This window comes from Thermosynechococcus sp. HN-54 (genome assembly GCF_023650955.1).
Taxonomy (GTDB): domain Bacteria; phylum Cyanobacteriota; class Cyanobacteriia; order Thermosynechococcales; family Thermosynechococcaceae; genus Thermosynechococcus.
Genome location: NZ_CP098039.1, coordinates 841,777 through 864,566, shown reverse-complemented (window position 1 = coordinate 864,566; position 22,790 = coordinate 841,777). Strand labels below are relative to the sequence as shown.

The following is a 22,790-nucleotide window of genomic DNA, read 5'->3' as shown; positions in this document are numbered from 1 at the left end:
AGCAGGACGGGGCTTGTATCCCAATGTTTTTGGTCAATCATGTGGCACAGGCACGCAGCATTGATCCCAGTGTCATCCGCAACCAAATGGGAGCCATGATCTTTAGCAATGATCAGGCTCAAAGCTACCGCCTGATTGATGGTACCCGCAGCCGTCTAGACACCCTCAGCGCCCTTGCCACTGCTGCCAGGCTTAAGGAGGGAGAGTATGCCGTTGTGCGTTTTCGGCGCGATCGCTCCCCCCTCATCAACCAACTTTTTGGCGTTCAACCCTCCCCCCCTGCGCCAGAGGCTCAGCAGGCATGGAAACAGGAGCAACTGTGTGCTCTTGGCCAACTGCGCGCCCTTGCCTATTATGGTTCCCTGTCGTGTCGTCCCCAGTGATGCGTTTTGACATTATTACCCTCTTTCCCGAGTTCTTTACCTCACCCCTCAGCAGCGGGTTAATGGCCAAAGCCTTGGCACGGGGCATTGCTGAGGTCGTGCTGACGAATCCGCGGCAGTTTAGTACTGATAAGCACCAGCGCGTGGATGATGAACCCTATGGCGGTGGCGTGGGGATGGTGATGAAACCCGAACCCCTCTTTGCTGCGGTAGAATCGTTGCCCTGCTTACCGCGGCGGGAAGTTATCTATGTCACCCCCCAAGGGCAACCCCTCACCCAGCAGCACCTCTGGCACTGGTCGCGGGAACGGGATCAACTGGTGATTCTTTGTGGCCACTATGAGGGAGTGGATGAACGAGTGGTGGAACATTTGGTGACCCAAGAAATCTCCATTGGCGATTTTGTCCTGACTTGTGGTGAAATTCCTGCCCTTGTGATTCTCAATGGTGTGCTGCGACTGTTGCCGGGCACCGTGGGCAAAGCGGCCTCCCTCCACCAAGAGAGCTTTGAAGACGACTTGCTGGATTATCCCCATTACACTCGACCTGCAGAATTTCAGGGTTGGACCGTACCATCCGTCTTGCTCTCTGGTCACCATGGGGAAATTGCCGCATGGCGGCGGGCACAGCAAATTGAACGCACTCGCCAACGCCGCCCCGATCTGTATGCTCGATGGGTAGCTCGACAAGCACAGAAACCCTCCGAGAATGGTTCAGAACCATTACACTGAGGAATGAGTTAAAACTGTGCTAGCTGTCACGGACATTCTCACCCCTAAGTCATCTTCAGTGCGCCCCTCCTCTCTGTTGCATGGATAGTTCCTCGCTGCCGTCCTCTGCTTTTGGTTCATCGAGTTTGGCGGTCTGTACCCAGAGGCTGCTTCACTTGGTTCGCACAAGGATTGGCACTGATGTCAAGCACTACCTCGCAGCGGTTCTGTCGGCTTTGCCGGTTGGCGTTGCCCTCTATGACGTGACTGGGCAGATTGTTTACATGAATCCCGCTGGCCGAGTACTGTTGGGGGTTCGGGATCCTGAAGTAACGGCTAGCCAAATTTGTGCTGAGCTACGGATTTTCTACTGCGGTAGCGATCGCCCCTATCCCAAGGAGGCACTGCCCGGTGTTCAAGCTCTCCAAGGCCGGATATTGCCCCCGCTCGAGGTGGAGGTAGAGTATGGCGATCGCCGGCTGACGGTGGAAGTGCAAGCTAGTCCGATCTTCGATCCCCAAGGTCAGGTTCAATTTAGTATCAGTACGTTTTGGGATATTAGTACGCGCAAGCGTAGTGAAATCGAACAACAAGTACTCAAAAATTATTGGCAAGAGCAAGCCAACCGTTACTATGACATAGTGCAAACTCAGACAGACTTTATCTTGCGCTCCCGTGCCGACACCATCATTACGTTTGCCAATGATGCCTTTTGTCGCCTCTTCAACCGCCCCGCTACTGAAGTCATTGGTTACCCTTGGTCTGAGTTTGTCCTGCCTGAAGATTTACCTCCCCTGCTTGAGAAAGTCGCTCAACTGAGTCCCAGTGCCCCTTCCTTTGCTAATGAAAATCGAGTGCATCATCCGCAGCAGGGATTTCGTTGGACACAGTGGATTAATTTAGGAATTTTTGATGCTGAGGGCAACCTCCAAGAAATCCAGTCTGTTGGCCGCGATGTTACCGCCCTCAAGGAACAGTTGCTGCGGGAGCAGGCTCTCAACCGCGTTATTCAATCCATTCGCAATTCCCTTGATCTCGACACGATCTTTGAGACAGCGGTGCGGGAAGTGGCACAACTGGGGTTGGGGTTTGATGCCTTTGTCGTGGAGTATTTAGCACAGCAGCAGGTGTGGCGGTATGTGGCAGAGTATCACCACGATCCTAACTTTCCTAACCGCATTGGTTTTGAAATTCCCGATCGCGATAACCCCTTTGCCGCAGACCTCAAAGCAGGCAACATTGTCAGCATTGCCGATACCAGCGAAATTACCGATCCCATCAATCAAGAAATTGCGGCTGTTTTTCCAGGAGCATGGTTACTGATTCCTTTGATAGTGGAGGATCGCATCTGGGGCAGCTTAACTCTCTTTGCCCCCCAACAACGCCATGAGTGGTCAGCGGCAGAAATTTCCCTTGCTCGTGCTATCTCCACGCAACTGGAGGTGGCCATCTACCAAGCCACGCTCTATCAGCGGGCACAGCAGGAACTGGCTGAACGCCGTCGTATTGAAGCTGTCCTACGGGAAAGTGAAGAACGCTTTCGCCTCACCGCCACCAATGTCCCCGGAGCCATTTTCCGCTACATCCACTATCCCGATGGCCGCAATCAGGTCTTTTATCTCAACCCCATGTGTGAGCAGCTTTGGGGGGTGCCTGCTGAGGTTGTCGCTGAAGATAGTTCTGTCCTCTGGAATATGGTGCATCCTGAGGATCGGCCGGCCATGTGGGAGTCGGTGCTTGAGTCTGCACGTACCCTGCAACCTTGGTTTTGGCAATGGCGAATTTGCTATGCCAATGGTGACATCCGCTGGGTTGAAGGTGCGGGTCAGCCAGAACAATTGCCCGATGGAGCAGTAATGTGGTACACCCTCATTCTCGATGTAACCGAGCGGTATTTGGCGGAGACTCGCCTCAAGGAACAACAGGCGCAGTTAGACTTGGCGGCACGTGCTTCGAATATTGGCTTTTATTTTTGCGATCTGCGTACAGGTACCTCCTATGTGTCCCCAACGTACAAAACCCAGTTGGGCTATCCTCCCACTGCCGAAGAAGCCAGTCCCAAGGATTGGGAAGAACGACTGCACCCGCAGGATCGCGATCGCGCCATTGAGGCTTACCGCAAGTTCTTACGAGGCGAGGCAGAGTACGACATTGATTTTCGCTTGCGCCATCGGGATGGCTCGTACCGTTGGTTTCACAGTGATGCAGTGTTGATTCATGATGAGCACGGCCAGCCCTGTAAAGTGGTGGGGACACATATTGACATTACAGACCGCAAAGCCACTGAACTGGCGCTGCGGGAGAGTGAAGAACGCTATCGGCTCTTGGCCGAGAACATCAACGACATTGTTGCTTTATACGACCTCCAGTGGCAGTGTCTTTATGTGAGTCCCTCTTGCGAAACCCTGTTGGGCATCCCTGCTGAACGGATTGTTGGCCAACATTTTGCCCAGCTTTGCTGTGATCGGGAGCGATCGCGCGTGATCCAAGATCTCCAACAGATGATCCAGCAGCAAAAGTTTTGGCCAATTACTTATCAAGCCTGTACTGCGCAAGGGGAGATCCTCTGGCTGGAAACCCTAGTTAAACCCCGCTACGACAGTCAAGGCCAGTTGCAGCAATTGCAGACCACTTCCCGCGATGTCACCAGCCGAGTACGGGTGCAGATGCAGCTTCACCACGAGGCCTACCACGATTCATTGACAGGGTTGCCCAACCGTCTCTACTTCATGGAGCAGTTGGAAACGGCGATTACCCAAGCTCGGATGAATCCCAATTTTCACTATGGGGTGCTGTTTTTAGATATGGATCGCTTTAAGGTTATTAACGATAGCTTGGGTCATGCCGTGGGCGATCGCATCCTCGTGGCCTTTGCTGCTCTGTTGCGCAATCTGATTGACCAAAACTACACAGTGGCGCGCTTTGGTGGTGATGAATTTGTGATCTTAGCAACTGGCCTATCGGAAATTCAAGGGGCGATCGCCCTGTGTGAACGCATTATTCATCGCCTGCAAATCCCCCTCATTGTGGATGATCGGCAGATCTTTATCAGCAGCAGTATTGGTGTGGTCTTTGCTCAAAATGAGTATCAGCATGGTCTTGAAGTCCTGCGCAATGCCGACATTGCCATGTATCAGGCCAAGACGCACCAAAAAGGGGGTTATGCCCTCTTTAACTGCGAGATGTACGAACAGGTTTTAGAGCGCCTCCACCTTGAGCATGATCTGCGCCATGCCTTAAATCGCCACCAGCTACGGGTGCTGTATCAACCCTTCTTTAATTTGCAGACTCAACAACTGGCAGGAATGGAGGCGCTGGTGCGCTGGCAGCATCCTGAGCGGGGCTTAGTGTCACCGGCACAGTTTATTCCGATTGCTGAGGATACGGGGTTGATTGTGGCACTGGATCAGTGGGTACTAGAGCACGCCTGTCAGCAGTTCTGGACTTGGAAACAGCAGTATGAAACAGCCACTGATTTAGTTCTCAGCGTCAATGTTTCTGCCAAGACGCTCAAGCATCCCAGTTTCCTCAACCATGTTGATGTTGTTCGGCAGAAGTATCCCTTCCCTAAAGGACAGTTGGTGCTCGAACTCACAGAAAGCATGGCGATTGAATTGGGAAGTGACATGCTGAGTCTGCTGCAAGCCTTGGGCGATCGCGATATTGACATCAGTATTGATGACTTTGGCACGGGGTATTCCTGCCTCAGTTATCTCCATAGCCTGCCGATTCAACACCTGAAAGTGGATCGTTCCTTTGTCAGTCAATTGGAACAAAATGAGCGTAACTTTCAAATTACCCAGATGATTTTGGTTCTTACCCATCAGTTGGGCTATCGTGCCATTGCTGAGGGCATTGAAACCCATGAGCAACTGCAAACGTTACGGCAATTGGGCTGTGACTATGGCCAAGGGTATCTCTTTGCGCGACCCATGCCTCCTGAAGCGCTCGAATCCCTCTTAAAAGCCCACTAAAATATTGGCATGGCTGTTTTCCATGGGACGTGGCTGGCAACGCCGACGCCGCACTTTTTTGTATGGGCAGAAGAATGGCGATCGCTCACTCAGGCAATTACGCCTTGGGTCTCGACGGCTGTGCCTATTTATCCCTATGCCAGCCAACTGAAGACACCCCCGCTTGCTAAGGCCAGTCCGAGTGTTGCCTATGCTGCTTTGCCCGCACAGATTCAGGAGCATCACCTGTTACCGCCTCCCCTAGCGGAAGTCAATGGTGAACCACTGTTTCTATGGCAGGTGCCGGGCTGGGTCATTCCTGCCTCAGGGGTTTTAGAGCAGCTGCATCAACTGAGCCTTCAGAAGCGAGAAAGCCTTGGTATTGGCGATGATCTGCGCTATTGGCTGCACGTTAGTCGCTGGCTGCTGGATTTAATTGTGCGCGGCCAATACCTACCGACGGCTGAGGGATGGCGGATTCTGCTCACCCATGGGGGCGATCGCGATCGCTTTCGCCAATTTAGCCAACTGATGCCGCATCTGTGTCGCTGTTATCAAGGGGATGCCGCGGCTCTGCGGTTTCCGCCCCATGCCACTGATCTATTGGCAGATTTTCTCCAGCACACCTTGCAGGGCTATCTCCACACTGCCCTCGCCGCCCTAGACTTACCCAAAGTGGGGGTGGCAAAAGAGCATAGCCACTGGTTAACCTTCCTAAAAACAGGTCAAGCCACAGAACTCCCGCCCCCCCTCATTGAACGGCTCCAGCGTTGGCAAGAACCCTATCGGGAACAGTTGGATCTGCGCCCGCAATGGCGCTTAGCTCTGCAGCTAGTGCCTCCGGACACAGCCGATGGCGACTGGCACTTGGCCTTTGGCTTGCAAGCTGAGGGCGAAGCGGAAACGATGCTCGCTGCCGCAGAGATTTGGCAATGCACTCAAGAGTCTCTCCTCTATCAAGGGCAAGTGCTCTGGCAGCCCCAAGAGACGCTGCTGCGAGGACTGGGCTTGGCCTCACGCATATACCGCCCCCTTGATCGCAGTCTCCAAGAACCCTCCCCTGTTGGTCTAACGCTGCAAACCACGGAAGTTTATGCCTTCTTGCAAGGTGCCATTCCACCCCTTGAGCAGCAGGGGGTTGCGATTATTTTGCCACCGAGTTTGCGCCGCAACAGCGCCCAACATCGCTTGGGTCTGAAGATGATTGCCACATTGCCGCCCACGGCCACCAGCGGCTTGAGTATTGAGAGCTTGATGCAGTTTCAGTGGCAATTACAGTTGGGGCAGCATCCCCTCTCGGAAGCAGATTTTGAGCAACTGCGCCGCCAAGAGAGTCCCCTTGTTTATCTCAATGGTGAGTGGGTGCTGCTGCGTCCCCAAGAGATCAAGGCAGCTCAAGAGTTTCTCCAGTCCCCCCAAAAGACCCAACTCTCCCTTGCGGATACGCTACGCATTGCTACGGGGGAGACAGTGACGGTGGCCAAGTTACCCATTCTTGGTTTAGACGCCAATGATGCGCTTCAGGCACTCCTCGATGGCCTCACGGGTAAACAAACCCTTGAGCCAGTGCCGACACCACAGGAGTTTTGCGGTGAACTGCGCCCCTACCAAGCACGGGGGGTGGCGTGGCTAAGTTTCTTGGAACGCTGGCGGCTGGGAGCCTGCTTAGCCGATGACATGGGGTTGGGGAAAACGATTCAACTATTGGCCTTTTTGCTCCACCTCAAGGAAGCAGGACGGGCCTACCGACCGACGCTCTTGATCTGTCCCACCTCTGTCCTGGGGAACTGGCTGCGGGAGTGCCAAAAGTTTGCACCGACCTTGCGCCCCTATGTGCACCACGGGAGCGATCGCCCCAAGGGCAAGGCATTGTTGAAAAACGTCGAAACTCACGATCTGATTCTCACCAGTTATGCCCTTCTCCAGCGCGATCGCGCCACCTTGCAACAGGTGTCATGGCAGCATCTAGTCCTTGATGAAGCCCAAAACATCAAGAATGCTAACACGCAGCAGTCCCAAGCAGCGCGGGAACTCTCCGCCCAGTTTCGCATTGCCTTGACGGGAACCCCTCTAGAGAATCGCCTGCTGGAACTCTGGTCGATTATGGACTTTCTGCATCCGGGGTACCTCGGCAATCGCACCTACTTTCAGCATCGCTATGTCCGTCCCATTGAACGCTATGGCGACACCACTTCCCTCAGCGCCCTGCGCACCTATGTTCAGCCCTTCATTCTGCGTCGTCTAAAAACTGACCGCAGCATTATCCAAGACCTGCCCGAAAAACAGGAGATGCTGGTCTATTGCGGTCTCACCCTAGAGCAAATGCACCTTTACAGTGCGGTGGTGGAAGACTCCCTTGCTGCCATTGAAAATAGTGAAGGCATCCAGCGGCGGGGCAATATCTTGGCCACCCTAACCAAGCTGAAGCAAATCTGTAACCATCCCGCCCAGTATCTCAAGCAGGAAGACTATGCCCCCGATCGCTCGGGTAAATTGCAACGCCTGATAGAAATGCTGCAAGAGCTTCAGGAAGTGGGCGATCGCGCCCTTGTTTTCACTCAATTTGCTGAGTTTGGCAAACACCTAAAAACCTATCTGGAGCAGGTGCTACAGCAGGAGGTCTTTTTCCTGTCAGGCAGCACGCCTAAAGCCCAGCGCGAATTAATGGTGGAACGGTTTCAGCACGATCCAGAGGCACCTAGTGTCTTTATTCTTTCCCTAAAGGCGGGTGGTGTCGGCCTCAACCTCACCCGTGCCAATCATGTCTTTCACTACGATCGCTGGTGGAACCCTGCCGTTGAAAATCAAGCCAGCGATCGCGCCTTCCGCATTGGGCAAGCCCGCAATGTCCAAATCCACAAATTTGTCTGCACGGGCACCCTTGAAGAGAAGATCCACGAGCAAATCGAACAGAAAAAAGCCCTCGCGGAAATGATTGTGGGCAGTGGTGAACACTGGCTAACCGAACTCAACCTCGATCAACTGCGGCAACTGCTCACCCTCGACAAGGAGCGAGTAATCACGCTCTAGGCCATTGCCCACTGGGATGCCTGCTCACCCCGCAGGAGGCGAATTTGGGCGATCGCGAAAATAGTGGGAATAATGCGTGCATAGTTTGTGGAAATGGCGCGCCAACCCAAGTCGGCAATAAACCACACCCACAGGGCGGTACTGGCAAAGGCCAAGACACTGCGCCCCACCGCAAACCGAGCGGCTCCCATCGCTGCTCCCCGTGACACCAAGGGGGTAATTGAGAGCTTGTAGCCCGCAAAATGAATCGCAAACTGCCGTGCCACCTGCTGCACCACCATTGAGCGCACAACAGAACTAATGGCGATCGCCGCTCCCCCCTCTAGGATCAGGCGTACGGTTTCCATAGAAATGGGGTGGCCGTTGCGCAGTTCGGGCAAGCTATCTTGAATTTGGGCGGCCAAGACCTTGCGATCCTCATCCCCCAGCTTTTTCCACATCCGCTGCAACACATTCAGGAAGATTTCCATTTCCAGTTGTGGCACGGTCCAACTGGGGGAAAACTTAATTTTCAGATAGCGACAGACCCGCATCAACGTTTGCCGATAGCTGATTTGCTGGGCTTTGCCCTTGAGCACCGTCAGACCATCTGCCGCCAAAAAGCGAAACCGCTCTTCAATGTCATCGAGCCATGCTTGGCGATCCTGAGCTTGGACAGCAATGGGATCGGGCGTCGTTAGATAGTCCAAGGGGTTGAGCCGACGACGAAACAGAATTTCGGTTAGGTCTTGCAGCTCCTCCTCCGTCGCCAATTCCAGCGCAGCCCGTAGCTCGTTCATGGGGTTCTCGCTCCAGCAGCAGCACAATTGAACACGATGATTCTTCACCCCTGATTATAAGGATTCAGGCTGAAATTGTGGTACAGCCCTTTGCATAGGCATGGAACACGCTCAACTATCCCAGAAAAGCGCGGTTCGGACAGTACAATACAAAAGAGTAGCAGGCTGGCAAAACAAAAACCTATGGATTTATTAACCCTAGAAGGTTGGCTCGATAATACTGCCTTTGCGGTGCTTTTGATCACGATGTTGCTCTACTGGTGTGGGGCAGCGTTTCCCCAATGGCCTGTTCTGACCACTGCGGGTCGCACGGGGATGGCGATCGCCAATCTCTGTATTACTGGCCTGCTGGCAGCACGTTGGATTGAGGGCGGCTACTTTCCCATCAGTAATCTCTACGAATCCCTCTTTTTCCTGTGCTGGGGGCTAACAGCTATGCACTTTGTGGCGGAGTCCATCAGTGGCCAGCGCCTTGTGGGGGTTGTTACCGCACCCGTCGCCATGGGAATTACGGCCTTTGCAGCCCTTTCACTCCCCCCGGAAATGCAACAGTCAGCGCCTCTAGTGCCTGCCCTGAAGTCCAACTGGTTGATGATGCACGTCAGTGTGATGATGCTGAGCTATGCCACATTGATGGTGGGGTCACTGCTGGCGATCGCCTTCTTGGTGGTCACATGGGGCAAACCCGTCAGCCTCAAGGGCAGCTCCGTGGGCACAGGCAGCTTCCGCAGTCGTACGCCAGAACCTTCTTTAGAATCTTCGACCGGGGGTGGTGGAACAACGGTGCTCACCCAACCCACCTTGCAATTGAGTTTGCAACGCCTGACCTTAGCCGAGACCCTCGATAACTTGAGCTACCGCATGATTGGTCTTGGCTTTCCGCTGTTGACAATTGGCATCATCTCTGGAGCCGTTTGGGCAAATGAAGCTTGGGGGGCACCTTGGAGTTGGGATCCTAAGGAGACTTGGGCACTGATTGTTTGGCTAGTGTATGCGGCCTACCTCCATGCCCGTATTACCCGCGATTGGCAGGGGCGTAAGCCGGCCATTCTCGCCACCGTGGGCTTTGGGGTGGTCTGGGTTTGCTACTTAGGGGTGAACTTGCTGGGCAAGGGACTTCACTCCTACGGCTGGTTCTTCTAGCTGGGTTGAGCAAGTGTGGGGCATCCACCACGCCCGCCTGCATACGGACTTAAAAACTCATCAATGGCTCCCCCAAGGCTCACGAATTCTCATTGCTCTATCGGGGGGGCAGGATTCTGTTTGCTTGACTCGGCTTTTGGTGGATTTGCAACCCCAGTGGCAGTGGGATTTGGCGGTGGTTCATTGTAATCACCGCTGGCGCGAGGACAGTGATGCCAATGCGAGCTTTGTGCAAGAGTTAGCCCAAGCGTGGGGTCTCGCCTGTGAAGTGGTGAGTGCCCCTGAGATGCCCAAAACGGAGGCGGCAGCCCGCACTTGGCGCTATCAAGTGTTTGAGACGGTGGCCAAGGCCTTGAATTGTACCCATGTGGTGACAGCCCATACCCAGAGCGATCGCGCCGAAAGTCTATTACTGCACCTGTTGCGCGGCACTAGTCCCGATGGCCTAGCCACCCTCTTACCCACCCGTTCCTTGGGAAGCATTCAGTTAGTGCGCCCGCTCCTAGGAATGACACGAGCTGAAACCGCTGCCTTTTGCCAAGCCTACGGATTACCCGTCTGGCCGGATGAAACAAACCAAAATCTGAACTATCGCCGCAATCGGCTGCGGTTGGAGTTAATCCCTTATCTGCAACAGCACTTCAATCCGAATGTGGAAGAGGTACTTGCCCAAACCGCTGAACTGCTCGCTGGCGATCGCGCCTATTTCGAGGCTGAGGTGGAGCGTCTTGCCCCCACTGTGATCCGCGAGCATCCCCCCGCCTTGGATCGGCTGCGCCTAAAGGAATTGCCCCTTGCACTGCAACGCCGTTTAATCCAGCGATTCCTCCGCCAGCACCTAAAACGGGGCATTGAGTTCAGCGTTATTGAAGCGGCGCGTCTCCTGATCGCGGCAGGCAATGGCAGCCAAACCTCAACGTTGCCGGGGGGTTACCACCTGCGGGTCTGTGGCCAGTGGATCGAACTGATTAGGTCAACGGCACTACCGCCTGAACCTGTTCCCCCGCATCAAGGGGAGCGATCGCCACCCCCATCGCTTCTTTATTGAGGATGGGAATCTCTTCACCGTTGGTAATCCATGCCCGTTCTTGGCTCGTCACTAGTGCCAAGGGGCTACCGCCACGGCCAATGCCCGCCAAGCGATCCGATTTTTGCCGCAGGGGCATCGCCAACTGGCCTAAATGACCAAGGGGCACAATTTCAATTAGGGGGAGGGGCACTTGTTTACCAAGGCCTGAAGCGGTAACAAGGATGACATTCTCGAGTTCCGCAAGGGCGATCGCCCCCACTAAGGTCTCCTGCACACTGAGGCGCACGGCCGTTTGGCCTTGATTCAGCCGTCCCAAAGCTGGAATGTCAGAGATGAAAAAGTGAAAAATCCGTCCCCGCGAGGTGGCCAACACCAAATGATCCGTATCCGCAGGCAGTACCCAACCGAGGGCATCCCCCGCCTTGAGTTTCGTGAGTTGGAGACCGCGCCCGCTCAGGTCTTGGAGATCTGCAATGGGGATGACCTTAATGCGACCTTGGCGCGTCAGCAAGATCAGCATTTGTGCCGTTTGTTGTGGGGGAAGTACCGTCAGCAGGGTTTCCCCTTGCGCTGATTCCGGCAAGAGAGTCAGCAGCGGTTGCCCGCGATCGCTCTCACGGCGGCTGGTAACGGGTAATCGCTCTACGGGCAATGGATAGACCTTGCCGCTTTCGGTAAACAGCCACAGGCGATCGCTAGACTGTGCCGTGAAGCCCAAGGGCAATGGCTCCGACCATGGTAGCCACGTTTGCAACGGGAGACTACTCCGACTGCGCTGGGGCAGACAGCGACCATAGCCGCGATGACTGATTTCTATCCAGAGGGGATCACTGCCACGATCATTCGTTTCCTCAGGGGGAGGAGGAGCGTCCTGCAAAATCTGCGTACGGCGGGGGTCGCCAAATTCTTTTTTCAACTGTCGCAATTCTTGTTTCAGTGCCTTGAGGCGTTCAGGTCGCTGGTGAATCAGGGTTTCCAATTGTGCAATCCGCACTTGCAGATCTGCCTGTTCCCGTTCTAGTTCTTGGCGCTCCTGTTGGGTGAGGCGACGTAGGGGCATGGCAATCAAAGCACTGGCTTGGCGATCGCTCAATCCCAAGCGACTCATTAATTCCTGTTGTGCTGTACTGCCATCGGCTGCCGATCGCAAGATCTCAATCACCTGATCCACCGCATTGAGGCCGATGAAGAGTCCCATCACCACATGCTGGCGGGCTTGAGCCGTTTCTAGTTCATGGCGATACTGCCGTAGCAGGGTCTGTTCGCGGAACTGAAGAAACTCACTGAGAATCTCCTTGAGGGAGAGTTGGCGGGGTTGATTGCCCACCAGTGCCATCAAGTTGATACCATAGGTTACTTGTAGTGCCGTCAGGCGGTAGAGTTGCTCCAAGAGTTGCGCCGCTGAGGCATCCCGCTTCAATTCAATGACCACCCGCAGGCCCTCGCGATCGCTCTCATCCCGCAGATCGGCAATGCCCTCCAAGCGCCCTTGGTTGACCAAATCCGCCACCTTCTCAATCCATGCCGCCTTATTCACCTGATAGGGCAGCTCCGTCACCACAATTGCTTGGCGGCGGTGGCGGCCGCGTCCGGGCTGAATATCCTCAAGAGTAGCCACCCCCCGCAGCGTAATCGTCCCTCGACCTGTCGCATAGGCGCGCAGCAACTCTGCCCCATCCACAATCACGCCCCCCGTGGGAAAGTCGGGTCCCGGCAGGTAGGTGAGCAGTTCCTCTAGGGAGAGATGGGGGCGATCAATGAGCGCAATCAGGGCATCCACCACTTCCCCTAGATTATGGGGTGGGATATTTGTGGCCATGCCCACGGCAATTCCCGTTGAGCCATTCAATAGCAACATGGGCAGTTGTGCCGGCAGCACCAATGGCTCCTCTTGGGAACTGTCAAAGTTGGGGACAAAATCCACAATGGCGTCGCTGATATTCTCTAACAGTGGGCGGTGGGCGATCGCTGCCAAGCGGGTCTCCGTATAGCGCATCGCCGCCGGGGGATCATCATCAATGGAGCCAAAATTGCCATGCCCAGCCAAGAGAGGATAGCGACTGCTAAAGGGCTGCACCAAGCGCACCAGTGCCTCATAGACCGCCTGATCCCCATGGGGATGATATTTCCCCAGCACATCCCCCACCACCCGTGCACACTTGCGAAAGGGGCGATCGGGCGTCAGCCCCAACTCGTACATGGCATAGAGAATCCGCCGATGCACTGGTTTTAGCCCATCCCGCACATCGGGTAGTGCCCGCCCCACAATTACACTCATGGCGTACTCCAGATAGGAGCGTTGCATTTCACTGTGCAGGGGTGTTGGGATCACCTGTCCAGAGGTCAGCAAATCCAGTTGTTTGGGCATGATCACGAACGAGCCAAAGGATCATTCCCCACGATACAAGAGTTTTGCAAATTGTAAAGTAAGTTAAGACTCCGTTGGGGTTGCTTCCTCGAGCTTCTCCTTGGTCAGCCGCGCCACTAGTTCCTTAATGAGGATGTAAATGATCGGCACCACAAAGAAACTGAGAAATGTGGCCGCAAGCATGCCGCCGGTGACACTCGTTCCCAAGGAGTGACGGGATTTTGCCCCGGCACCCGTAGCAATAACCAGCGGGAAGATGCCCAGAATAAAGGAGATGGCCGTCATCAAAATGGGGCGCAGTCGTTCCTCAGCGGCATTAATCACTGACTTGACAATAGAAGTGCCCTTGCTTTCGCGAATTTGGTTGGCAAACTCCACAATCAGAATGGCATTTTTACTCGACAGACCAATCAGCATTACCAAGCCAATTTGACAGAACACATCATTATTCAGCCCCCGCAACCACTGTGCCAGCAAAGCGCCCATGATCGCCAAAGGCACCGAAAGGATAATGATCAAGGGGTCAATATAGCTTTCGTACTGCGCTGAAAGCACGAGGAACACAAACACCAGACCAAGGCCAAAAATCAACGGTGCCTGCCCTGCGGAGCGGGTGGACTCGAGGGATAACCCTGTCCAGCTATAGCCAATGCCATTGGGAAGGGTCTCTTCGGCCAAGGAGGCCATCGTCAGCATGGCTTGACTCTCACTCAGGGGGGGCACACTTTGGCCAGTGACTTCTGCGGAACGGAACAGGTTGTGGTGATGAATAATGGGCGGTGCCGAGACCTGCTCTATGGTGACGAGGTTACTGAGGGGAATCAAGGCATTTTGTTCTGAGCGCACGTAGATGCGGTTGATGTCGTCGGGATTCGAGCGAAACTGCTGATCTGCCTGCACAATCACTTGGTAACTGCGGGCAAAAAGGGTGAATTGGTTGACGTACACCGACCCCAAGTAAATCTGCATGGCATTAAAAATGTCCTTGAGGGGAATCCCCAAGGCAAGGGCACGGGTGCGATCCACCGTCACCCTCAACTGGGGGGCGTTAATGGCAAAGGGGGTATTCACTCCAACAAGGCCAGGGATGGTATTGGCTTTGAGGAGCAGTTCGTTGACCGAATTCGCCAAGGTCTCAAGGCCGAGATCCTGCTGATCCATCACCTGCATATCAAACCCACCAAGGCCACTCCCACCAAGGTTGATCGTTGGTACATTGGCGGAAAACACCGTCGCACCCAGTTCACCGCCCACTGCCTTTTGAAACTGGGGCAGCAACTGATCAATCGTTGGCCGCTGTGACCAGGGCTTGAGACTCGTAAAGATAATTCCCTTGTCTGAACCTGTGCCGAAGAAGCTAAAGCCGCCAATGGCAAAGGTATGTTCGACCGCTGGATTTTGGGCGATCGCTGCCGCGACCTTGAAGACAATATTGCTCGTATATTCGAGGGATACCCCCTGAGGCGATTGCACAAGGGTAACAAAATAACCTTGATCCTCTTGGGGGACAAAGCCACCAGGAACTATCTGAAATAGCCAGTAGGTAAACCCAAGGAGCGCTACGAATCCCGCCAGCACCCAGTATTTGAATCGCACAATCCTATTGAGGTTGCGTTCATACCCCCGCCGCATTGTGTCAATGAAGCGGTTGATCCAGCGAAACAAGATAAAGTTTGCCATCGGTGGCCGTTCTCGCCGTAGGAGCAGCGCACACAAAGGGGGAGAGAGGGTTAGGGCATTAAAGGTGGAAAGGGCGATCGAAAAGACAATTGTCAACGCAAACTGCTGATACAGCCGACCCGTAACCCCCGGAAAAAAGGCCACAGGGATAAAGACTGCCATCATCACCAACGAGGTGGCAATCAGTGCCCCTGTCACCTCTTCCATGGAGCGACTGGCGGCTTCTTGGGGGGTCATGCCCTCTTCTTCCATAAGGCGAGTGACATTTTCTACGACCACGATGGCATCATCCACCACCAGCCCCGTGGCTAGCACCAAGCCAAACATGGTCAAACTGTTGATCGAAAAGCCAAAGGCCTTCATAAAGGCAAAGGTGCCCACCAAGGAAACGGGAATCGTCACCGAGGGAATGATCGTGGCACGCCAATCCTGCAAGAACAAAAAGATCACGGCAATCACAAGGATGATGGCCACAATGAGTGTAATGACCACCTCTTTAATCGATTCCTGTACCGCGTCGGTGGTGCTAAAGCCCACACTCCACTTCAGACCGGGGGGAAATTTCTCGGCCAAAACAGCCATCTCGGCTTCAACGGCGCGGGCAATATCGAGGGCATTGGCGCCACTGAGTTGGTAGATGCCAATACCAACCGCATTGCGGCCATCAAACTGAAAGTTCGTCCTGTAACTTTGTGCCCCCAGTTCGGTGCGACCGACATCGCGAATGCGGATTACGGAACCATCCTCGCCGCGCTGAATAATAATGTCGGCAAACTCCGCTTCCGATGCCAAGCGACTTTGGGCTTGGATAGAGATTTGAAACTCCTGCCCTGCTGGGGCTGGTGGTGCCCCAATAATCCCAGCCCCCACTTGGACGTTTTGATCCGATAGAGCACGCACCACATCTTGAGCTGTGAGACCGCGACTGGCTAAGCGATTGGGATCGAGCCAAATCCGCATGGCATAGGTGCGCTGACCAAAGACTTGGACTTGGCCTACCCCTTGCAGCCGTTGTAGGGGTTGCACGACGTAGAGGGTCGCGTAGTTACTGATAAACGTAGAGTCGTAATCATACCCTTCCTCTGGGTACAGCGCGATCGCCAAGACAATTTGCCTAGTTGATTTACTGACATTAACCCCCGTGTTAATCACCTCCGGTGGGAGTTGCGAGGTGACAGAGGCTACCAAATTATTGACATCAACAGCGGCAATATTTTTGTTGTAGCCTTCAGTGAAGGTAATCGTGATATTACTGTTGCCAAAGCTGTCACTGGTGGAGTCAATGTAGTCCATCCCCTCCACGCCATTAATTTGACTTTCTAAAATCGTAGTGACGTTGGTTTCAACGGTTTCGGCGCTGGCACCTGCATAGTTGGCAGAGACTTGAATGGTGGGAGGTGTGACGTCAGGGTAATACTCAATCGGCAGCGCTGGCAGCGCGATCGTCCCCACCAGAATAATCAACAGAGAACACACGGTTGCAAAAACGGGTCGCTTAATAAAAAAATTGCTAATCATGGTTGTTATGATTCAGGGGTAATGGGCACGCCATCGCGCAGGCGCTGAATTCCCGAGATAACAATTTGCTCTCCCGGTTGGAGACCTTTGAAAACTTGGTAGCTGTTTCCTTGGATTGCCCCCACATGAATGGGCTTTTGTTTGGCAATCATTTTGCCCTCGGCGTCTTTTTCGGCAACAAAGACAAAGTTTTGGCCGGCAAGATTAGAGACAGCTGTGGTCGGCACTAAGATCCCCGGTTGCTGATCGAGAATAATGCGGGCTTGAATTTGTTGATCGGCACGGAGATTATTCCGCGTATTGTCGTAGAGGGCTTTAACCAAAATGGTCTGGGTATTGTTGGTGGTGTTAGGGGCAATGAAAAAGACCGAGCTTGTCCCGACGACATTGCCATTGGGGTCAAGTAATTCCACAGGCGTGCCGCGACGGATGCGAGGAACTTGCTCAATCGGGACTTGGATATAGACCTCTAGGGGTTGATTGGAGGTCAGGGTGAGGAGGTTGGTTTGGGGGGTAACAAAATCGCCCACCTTCGGGGGAATATTGCCGATCACACCGCTAAAGGGAGCACGCACCTGAAACCAGTTCAAGACCACAGCCTGCTGCTGGGCATTAGCTTGGGCAGCGAGGAGGGCTTTTTCTAACTGGGCAATAGTGGCCTGTTGGGCACGAATATCCGCTTCAGTTTGTTGCAGGTCAGCTTGGGCGGTGCGAAAGCTGGTAATGAAAGATTGGGCTTGCTCTTTGGAAACAGCGCCCTCTTCAAAAAGAAGGGTGTAGCGTTCCGCTTGCATTCGGTTGAACTCAAGGGTGGCGAGGTTGGCACGGCGCTGGGCTTCAAGGGCGCGCAGGATCGAGCGAGCATTCTCAACATTGGCTTGAGCGGATTGAATTGCCGCCAAATTGCTAGCGACAACCGCTTGTTGTTCAGACGGATCAATGAGAATGAGGGGCTGACCTTGGCTCACCACTTGGCCGCTTTGGACGTTGATTTGGACAATCCGACCCGAGACTTGGGGTTGCAGGGTGATGGACTCACGAGATTGTAAAGAGGCGTTGTAAACAACGGTTTGGGAGAGGGGTTGTGTTTGGACAGCAGCCAGTTTTACCCGTGCCACTGGTGGGGGGGGCGTTGCTCTTGGTTGCCCACAGGCGGTAGTAAGGAAACAGAGACTTCCCAACAGAGTCGATGTAAGCAGTTGCCGCTGCACCATACCTCAGACCTTCAATTTCACCTAGGGTGGGCAACAAGTATCCTCAGTCTAGCCTAGGAGCGTAGGGAGCGGCACTTGCCTTAATGATCCGTTTTTATTTGCTGAGGGGCAGAGATAATAGTCTCTATTGGCAATCCTCGGCTAAGATGTAGAGCAAGGGGCAGGGGGTCATTTCTAGCTCGCCTGAAAGCTAGGATAGTCCTTGTGCCAACGTTTATCAACGACAGTACAGGTACCAGTGGCTCTTACCAAAAAAACACAACAAGAACAACCGATGATTAATGAACGCATCCGCTTTCCTCGGGTGCGAGTGGTGGATAGTGATGGTTCCCAGTTGGGGATTATGTCGTCCCAAGAGGCGATGGCGATCGCCCGCGAAAAGGAGCTTGATCTTGTTCTTGTGAGCGATAAGGCGGATCCACCCGTTTGTAAAATTATTGACTACGGCAAGTTTCGCTTTGAACAGGAAAAGAAGGCGCGTGAAGCCCGTAAAAAGCAACACACCTCCGATGTCAAAGAGGTGAAGATGCGCTACAAAATTGAAGAGCACGACTATAATGTCTGCATCAATCGGGCGGAGCGTTTTCTCAAGGCCGGAGACAAGGTAAAGGCCACTGTGACGTTCCGAGGGCGGGAAATTCAGCACTCCCACCTAGCCGAAGAACTCCTCAACCGCATGGCCAATGACCTGCAAGCGGTTGCCGAAGTACAGCAGGCACCCAAGCAAGAGGGGCGCAATATGATTATGCTTTTGGCGCCGAAGCGTTAGTTTTCATCCAACGTTGCGGAGAATATGTTTGGCTTGCGCCCAGACCCCAAGTCTGCCCCTTTGAACCTTTCAGTCAATAAACAACCTCGTTCGGCGCTACTGCTGGCGATCGCGGCACTGATAGCCATCATTCTCTGGCAGATTCCCTTGGGGAACTATCTGCTGTACCCCTTTACGATTTTGGCCACGTGGTTCCACGAGATGGGGCATGGCCTTACTGCCGTTTTGTTGGGGGGCTACTTTCGAGAACTAGTCATCTATCCCAGTGGTTCAGGGTTCGCCCGCTATGGAGGTGAGGTGCTGCTGGGAAATTTAGGACATGGCTTAGTCGCCATTGGCGGGCCATTGGGACCCGCGATCGCTGGCAGTCTTTTTATTTTCTCTAGTCGTTCTCACGGTGCCACAGACTTTTGTCTAAAAGCGCTGGGAATCATGATGCTAGCCTCGGTACTGCTGTGGGTGCGATCGCTCTTTGGCATTGTCTTCATTGCCTCCATAGGTGTGGCCATCCTGCTTGTGGCCTATCAGGGAAACCGCTGGCTGAAGGGGATTGCGATTCAGTTCCTTGGTGTGCAGGCCTGTATTAGCACTTTTCAGCAGGTGAACTACCTGTTTACCTACGCTATTCTGGGGGGACAGCTTTCTGATACAGGTCTTTTGCAGCAATATCTGTGGCTCCCCTATTGGTTGTGGGGAGCACTCATTGCGGTGATGAGCTTGGGGTTGCTGCTGTGGAGTCTCAAGGTGGCCTACACCCACTCTAGGTAATGCCCCAGCGGCGTCGCCAGTGGCTAGTGGATTCCTGATGAGAGGTTTGCTGCTCTGCTTGGCGGCGCGATCGAATGACCTCAGGACTGTCCCGCAGTTGGGGATCGCGATAGGGAATACCCGCGCGCGTCTGCAAATGTTCCTGCTCCATGGGCGAAAGGGGAATGAGCTGATCGGCTTGCCAGCGTGCCACGGTTCCCTGTGCCCACTCATGACTGTGCTGGGGGGCAGCAATCGGCAGCGTCCCAAGGTGTAAACCCGCCGCCTGCAAAGCGGAACGAACGGCAGCAGCACGACAATAGGTGGCCAAATGCCCTTCAAGTGCTAAACACTGAGCCACTAGACGCAGAAATTCCACCGTCCACAGTTGCGGACAGCGCTGGGGTGAAAAGGGATCAAGAAAAATCGCATCTGCTTGAAATCCTTGGCGAACAAGGTCTTGAATCGTTTGGCGGGCATCCCCAATTAAAAGTTGCGCCTGACACTGTGGGGTGGTCGCCTGCTGCTGGTCAGCTAATCTCTGGAGAATCTCCTGAACCGAGGCAGACCAGGGGGGCATGACAGCCAACGCGGCTTGGGGAACGCGAGGATCCAGTTCTAAGCCGACGACGGTGACATAGCAGGTGGGATTGTGTTGCCAAATGACTTCTAAGGCAGCGGCAGTGTTGTAGCCTAAACCATAGCAGATGTCTAAAAGCTTGAGCTGCGATGCTTGGGCTTTGCGGGGGAGATCGGTGGCGATCGCGAACTTATCAAAGGCTTCTTGACGTGCTCCCCCAAGGCTATGGAACGTTTCGCCAAATTCTGGCGAAAAAAACGTAAAAGAACCATCCGCCGTCGGTTGGGGCTGCCAGATTGAGTTCAAGGTAGGAGCTAAGTCTTGGGAATAGGCCATCACTGCGTTTGCGTGGGGGTCTCCAGTGGGGGGACAGGTGTTCGGTTCATGATCACAACGCCAATTCCCACGATCAAAAGAACAATGACGATCCCGCCAACAATCAGCAACCAAGGGGGTGAGGATTTCGGGGCTGGAAGGGACTCTGGGGTAGCATTGGATGGCAGCGGTGGGGGAGTGGCATTAAATTGCGTTTCTTCTTCTGATTTTTTATCGTCTGCGCCTTCTTCAGCTTGGGTAATCGTTGAGGTCATGGGCACGACCTTAATGCTGTGATAGTTGACGCTCTTCAAATACTTAATAAACTCCGCCTCGCCCATGGACACAGTGGCATAGTGCGCCTTCACGGATCCGCCAAAGTTAATTTCATCTCCATCTTTTAGCTCATGGCTTTGCACCCGCTGGCCATTCACTAGGATACCGTTGGCACTGGGCTTACCATCGGCATTACCATCTACGACACGATAGCGATAGCCATTTGGTGAGGGAATCCGCAGCAGCAGGGCGTGTTGCCGTGAGACACCGTGACCATGAATGACGATCGCATTGGTGACATCGCGGCCAATGGAGTAGGTTGCCGCATCCAAAGGGATCGTGCGCTTACCTGTTTCATCCTCAATGTTGAGTAGATGGTGCTCACGGTGACCACTCATGGGAACAGCCTATTGACGATTGCTAATCAATATCTTAGCCTGAGGGTCAGAATTCCCAAAGATACTACAAAAGCTAGGGGCAACAATCATCCCCTAGCCGAAACCCCTATCAAGTAAGAGGGTCAGAAACTAGAATGTAAACGTGGAGCGCAAAACCCCGACCACGGTCGTTTGGTTATCACTGTTAAACTCAGGATTGAAGATGACAAAGACCCCCGGTGTCACACTCAAATTGTCGTTCACTTGAAAACGATAAAAGGTCTCCAGTTGGAAAGGACGTGCCTTTGTGAACCCCGGTATGGCATTCAAGGCCGCTGTGCCAATGGTTGTCCCTTCAAGATAGAGGGGCTGACCAAAGATAAAGCCCGCAGCATTGCCTTGGAAGAAAGCATCCTTAAAGTAAATCCCCCCCATAAAACTCGTGTAGTAGGATTTGCCGTTAAAGGGGACTAAGGCACCACCTGCAAGCGTATTTGTACCGCCAATGGCATCCACAATAATGCCGGCACCGTAGGCAGAAAAGGCAATTTTATCCGTGAAGTTGTAGGTGAAGGTTCCCCCCAAACCCACCAGTTGCACCCGTTGGGCTAAGCCGTTGGGGCTACCCGGAATCGCAAACACATCACCCCCAGTGCCTAGAAGGCCATTCGACGATAAGCCCGTGCCCAAGATATTGACCGCATGTTGTGAATAGGCAAAGTTGAAGGCGGCGGCTAGTTTTTTATTGGGGGTAAACGTGGCCTGCAAAGCTCCTGTAAAGGAATTCTCATCATTGGGGAAGAAACCCGAGCCGAGGGGATTCACGAATGGCTGCAAGGTTGGAATGCCTGCTGTCACACTGCCATAGAGCGCGGTTAAGTTCACGGTTTTTGAGGGATTCCAAATAAACCCTGCCCCTGACGCTAGGCCAATACCAGATGTCCCTCCTGAAAGACGGGCGATCGGGTTGACTGTCGCAAACCGAGAAATTGCTCCCTGCCCATCGTCCGCCCAAGGAATAATTTGTGGAAAAGCATCAGTGGTCTCTGCCTTGGGAAAGACAAATGCCGTAAATTTGCTCGTTACTGGAAAGATATAGAGCAGTTTATAGAGATTGAGCGTGTTGGGACTATAGGCACTCGAATTCAAGTTTGAAGGATCAAAGGCAAATTGCGGCGCAAAACTCAGGTTGGTACTGCCCGAATCCAGCAAGCTGCCGGGAAAGAGAGTATTTTGAACGCTATTACCCCCCAGCAGAGCGCCGCCAAAGTTAGCTGCCTGCAACCCCGTAATCAGCATATCTTTGCCAGTGAAGCTGGTGTTGAGGTTGAGGCGCACTCGATAGTTGACCACAGGATTGGGATCAGTTCCTACAGGTGCACCACCCCCTGCCGCCTCAAAGGAGAAGATAGCTTGCCCCGTGAGTTTGGTGGTGGTGGAGAATTGGGTTGCTTCTAGGGCAGCGGTACGGCTTTCGAGGTTATCCACCCGTCCCCGCAGGGTTGCTAGCTCAGCGGCATAGTCCTGCATCAATTTGCGGACGGTTTCTAAATCTTCCTTGCTGGCAAAGCGATCGCTAATGACATCGAGGCAGGCATTGAGGGCGGCAGCCATTTCAAAGCGCGTTAGGGCACGATTCCCCCGAAACGTCCCATCGGGATACCCAGCAATACAGCCATATTTTTCGACAAGGGATGCCAGTGCTTGGTAGGCCCAGTCGGTTGGTCGCACATCCGAGAGTTGATTGACAGAAGTGACCTGTTCCATGCCAGCGTCGGCACCTAGAAGCAAGTCATTGATAGAGGTTTGCTGAGCGGACGGTGAAGAAGCGGTAGATCCTTGAGGCAGAAGAGTCTCAGCGCGTGCTGGAACAGCGGTTGACATCAGCGGTAGCACAAAAGATACACAGGTACCCAGC

At 53.8% G+C, this 22,790-nt stretch carries 15 protein-coding genes; 8 read left to right on the top strand and 7 right to left on the bottom strand.

Annotation, left to right across the window (positions count from 1 at the left end):
• The first annotated feature begins 23 nt into the window (after positions 1-23).
• The 4 genes from NBE99_RS04120 (at position 24) to NBE99_RS04105 (ending at position 8,076) form a co-directional block, all read left to right on the top strand.
• Positions 24-383, top strand: coding sequence for a hypothetical protein (locus NBE99_RS04120; protein ID WP_250683227.1), 360 nt, complete (start codon positions 24-26; stop codon positions 381-383).
• Entirely contained in the window at positions 383-1,114 is a 732-nt protein-coding gene (gene trmD / locus NBE99_RS04115) for a tRNA (guanosine(37)-N1)-methyltransferase TrmD (RefSeq protein WP_250683686.1), read from the top strand. The genes NBE99_RS04120 and trmD overlap by 1 nt, the downstream gene beginning before the upstream one ends.
• Before the next feature lie 80 nt (positions 1,115-1,194).
• Positions 1,195-5,067: an EAL domain-containing protein gene (locus tag NBE99_RS04110; protein WP_250683226.1), complete on the top strand. Its 3,873-nt coding sequence runs from the start codon at positions 1,195-1,197 to the stop codon at positions 5,065-5,067.
• Positions 5,068-5,076: 9 nt separating this feature from the next.
• Positions 5,077-8,076, top strand: a complete 3,000-nt coding sequence (locus tag NBE99_RS04105) for a DEAD/DEAH box helicase (RefSeq protein WP_250683225.1) — start codon at positions 5,077-5,079, stop codon at positions 8,074-8,076.
• Here NBE99_RS04105 and NBE99_RS04100 read toward each other — a convergent pair.
• Positions 8,073-8,855: a YaaW family protein gene (locus NBE99_RS04100; RefSeq protein WP_250683224.1), complete on the bottom strand. Its 783-nt coding sequence runs from the start codon at positions 8,853-8,855 to the stop codon at positions 8,073-8,075. The genes NBE99_RS04105 and NBE99_RS04100 overlap by 4 nt on opposite strands.
• A gap of 183 nt (positions 8,856-9,038) precedes the next feature.
• On the opposite strand from NBE99_RS04100, the gene ccsB reads away from it, so the two are divergent.
• Positions 9,039-9,998, top strand: coding sequence for a c-type cytochrome biogenesis protein CcsB (ccsB, locus tag NBE99_RS04095; protein WP_250683223.1), 960 nt, complete (start codon positions 9,039-9,041; stop codon positions 9,996-9,998).
• Positions 9,999-10,011: 13 nt separating this feature from the next.
• Entirely contained in the window at positions 10,012-11,046 is a 1,035-nt protein-coding gene (tilS, locus tag NBE99_RS04090; RefSeq protein WP_250683222.1) for a tRNA lysidine(34) synthetase TilS, read from the top strand.
• On the opposite strand, the gene NBE99_RS04085 is transcribed toward tilS, so the two are convergent.
• From NBE99_RS04085 to NBE99_RS04075, 3 genes are all read right to left on the bottom strand, one after another.
• On the bottom strand, positions 10,967-13,396 hold the full coding sequence (locus NBE99_RS04085; protein ID WP_250683221.1) for a DNA topoisomerase (ATP-hydrolyzing) subunit A: 2,430 nt from the start codon (positions 13,394-13,396) through the stop codon (positions 10,967-10,969). The genes tilS and NBE99_RS04085 overlap by 80 nt on opposite strands.
• Positions 13,397-13,459: 63 nt before the next feature.
• Positions 13,460-16,594 (bottom strand): efflux RND transporter permease subunit, encoded by a 3,135-nt coding sequence (locus NBE99_RS04080; RefSeq protein WP_250683220.1) that lies wholly within the window; start codon positions 16,592-16,594, stop codon positions 13,460-13,462.
• 5 nt (positions 16,595-16,599) lie between these two features.
• Positions 16,600-17,808: an efflux RND transporter periplasmic adaptor subunit gene (locus NBE99_RS04075; RefSeq protein WP_250683219.1), complete on the bottom strand. Its 1,209-nt coding sequence runs from the start codon at positions 17,806-17,808 to the stop codon at positions 16,600-16,602.
• A 274-nt stretch (positions 17,809-18,082) separates the two neighbouring features.
• Here NBE99_RS04075 and infC point away from each other — a divergent pair, with 274 nt between their 5' ends.
• Both infC and NBE99_RS04065 read left to right on the top strand, forming a co-directional pair.
• Positions 18,083-18,577 (top strand): translation initiation factor IF-3, encoded by a 495-nt coding sequence (infC, locus tag NBE99_RS04070; RefSeq protein ID WP_250683218.1) that lies wholly within the window; start codon positions 18,083-18,085, stop codon positions 18,575-18,577.
• Between the two features lie 24 nt (positions 18,578-18,601).
• Entirely contained in the window at positions 18,602-19,345 is a 744-nt protein-coding gene (locus tag NBE99_RS04065; protein WP_250683217.1) for a M50 family metallopeptidase, read from the top strand.
• On the opposite strand, the gene NBE99_RS04060 is transcribed toward NBE99_RS04065, so the two are convergent.
• The 3 genes from NBE99_RS04060 to NBE99_RS04050 all read right to left on the bottom strand — a co-directional run bounded on the left by NBE99_RS04060 (position 19,338) and on the right by NBE99_RS04050 (position 22,639).
• Positions 19,338-20,240: a tRNA (5-methylaminomethyl-2-thiouridine)(34)-methyltransferase MnmD gene (locus NBE99_RS04060; RefSeq protein WP_250683216.1), complete on the bottom strand. Its 903-nt coding sequence runs from the start codon at positions 20,238-20,240 to the stop codon at positions 19,338-19,340. The two genes, NBE99_RS04065 and NBE99_RS04060, sit on opposite strands and share 8 nt — an antisense overlap.
• Positions 20,240-20,893 carry an FHA domain-containing protein gene (locus NBE99_RS04055; protein WP_250683215.1) on the bottom strand — a complete coding sequence of 218 codons (654 nt, stop codon included), beginning with the start codon at positions 20,891-20,893 and terminating at the stop codon, positions 20,240-20,242. Before NBE99_RS04055 ends, NBE99_RS04060 begins: the two co-directional genes overlap by 1 nt.
• 129 nt (positions 20,894-21,022) lie before the next feature.
• Positions 21,023-22,639 (bottom strand): iron uptake porin, encoded by a 1,617-nt coding sequence (locus NBE99_RS04050; protein ID WP_250683214.1) that lies wholly within the window; start codon positions 22,637-22,639, stop codon positions 21,023-21,025.
• Positions 22,640-22,790: the final 151 nt, after the last annotated feature.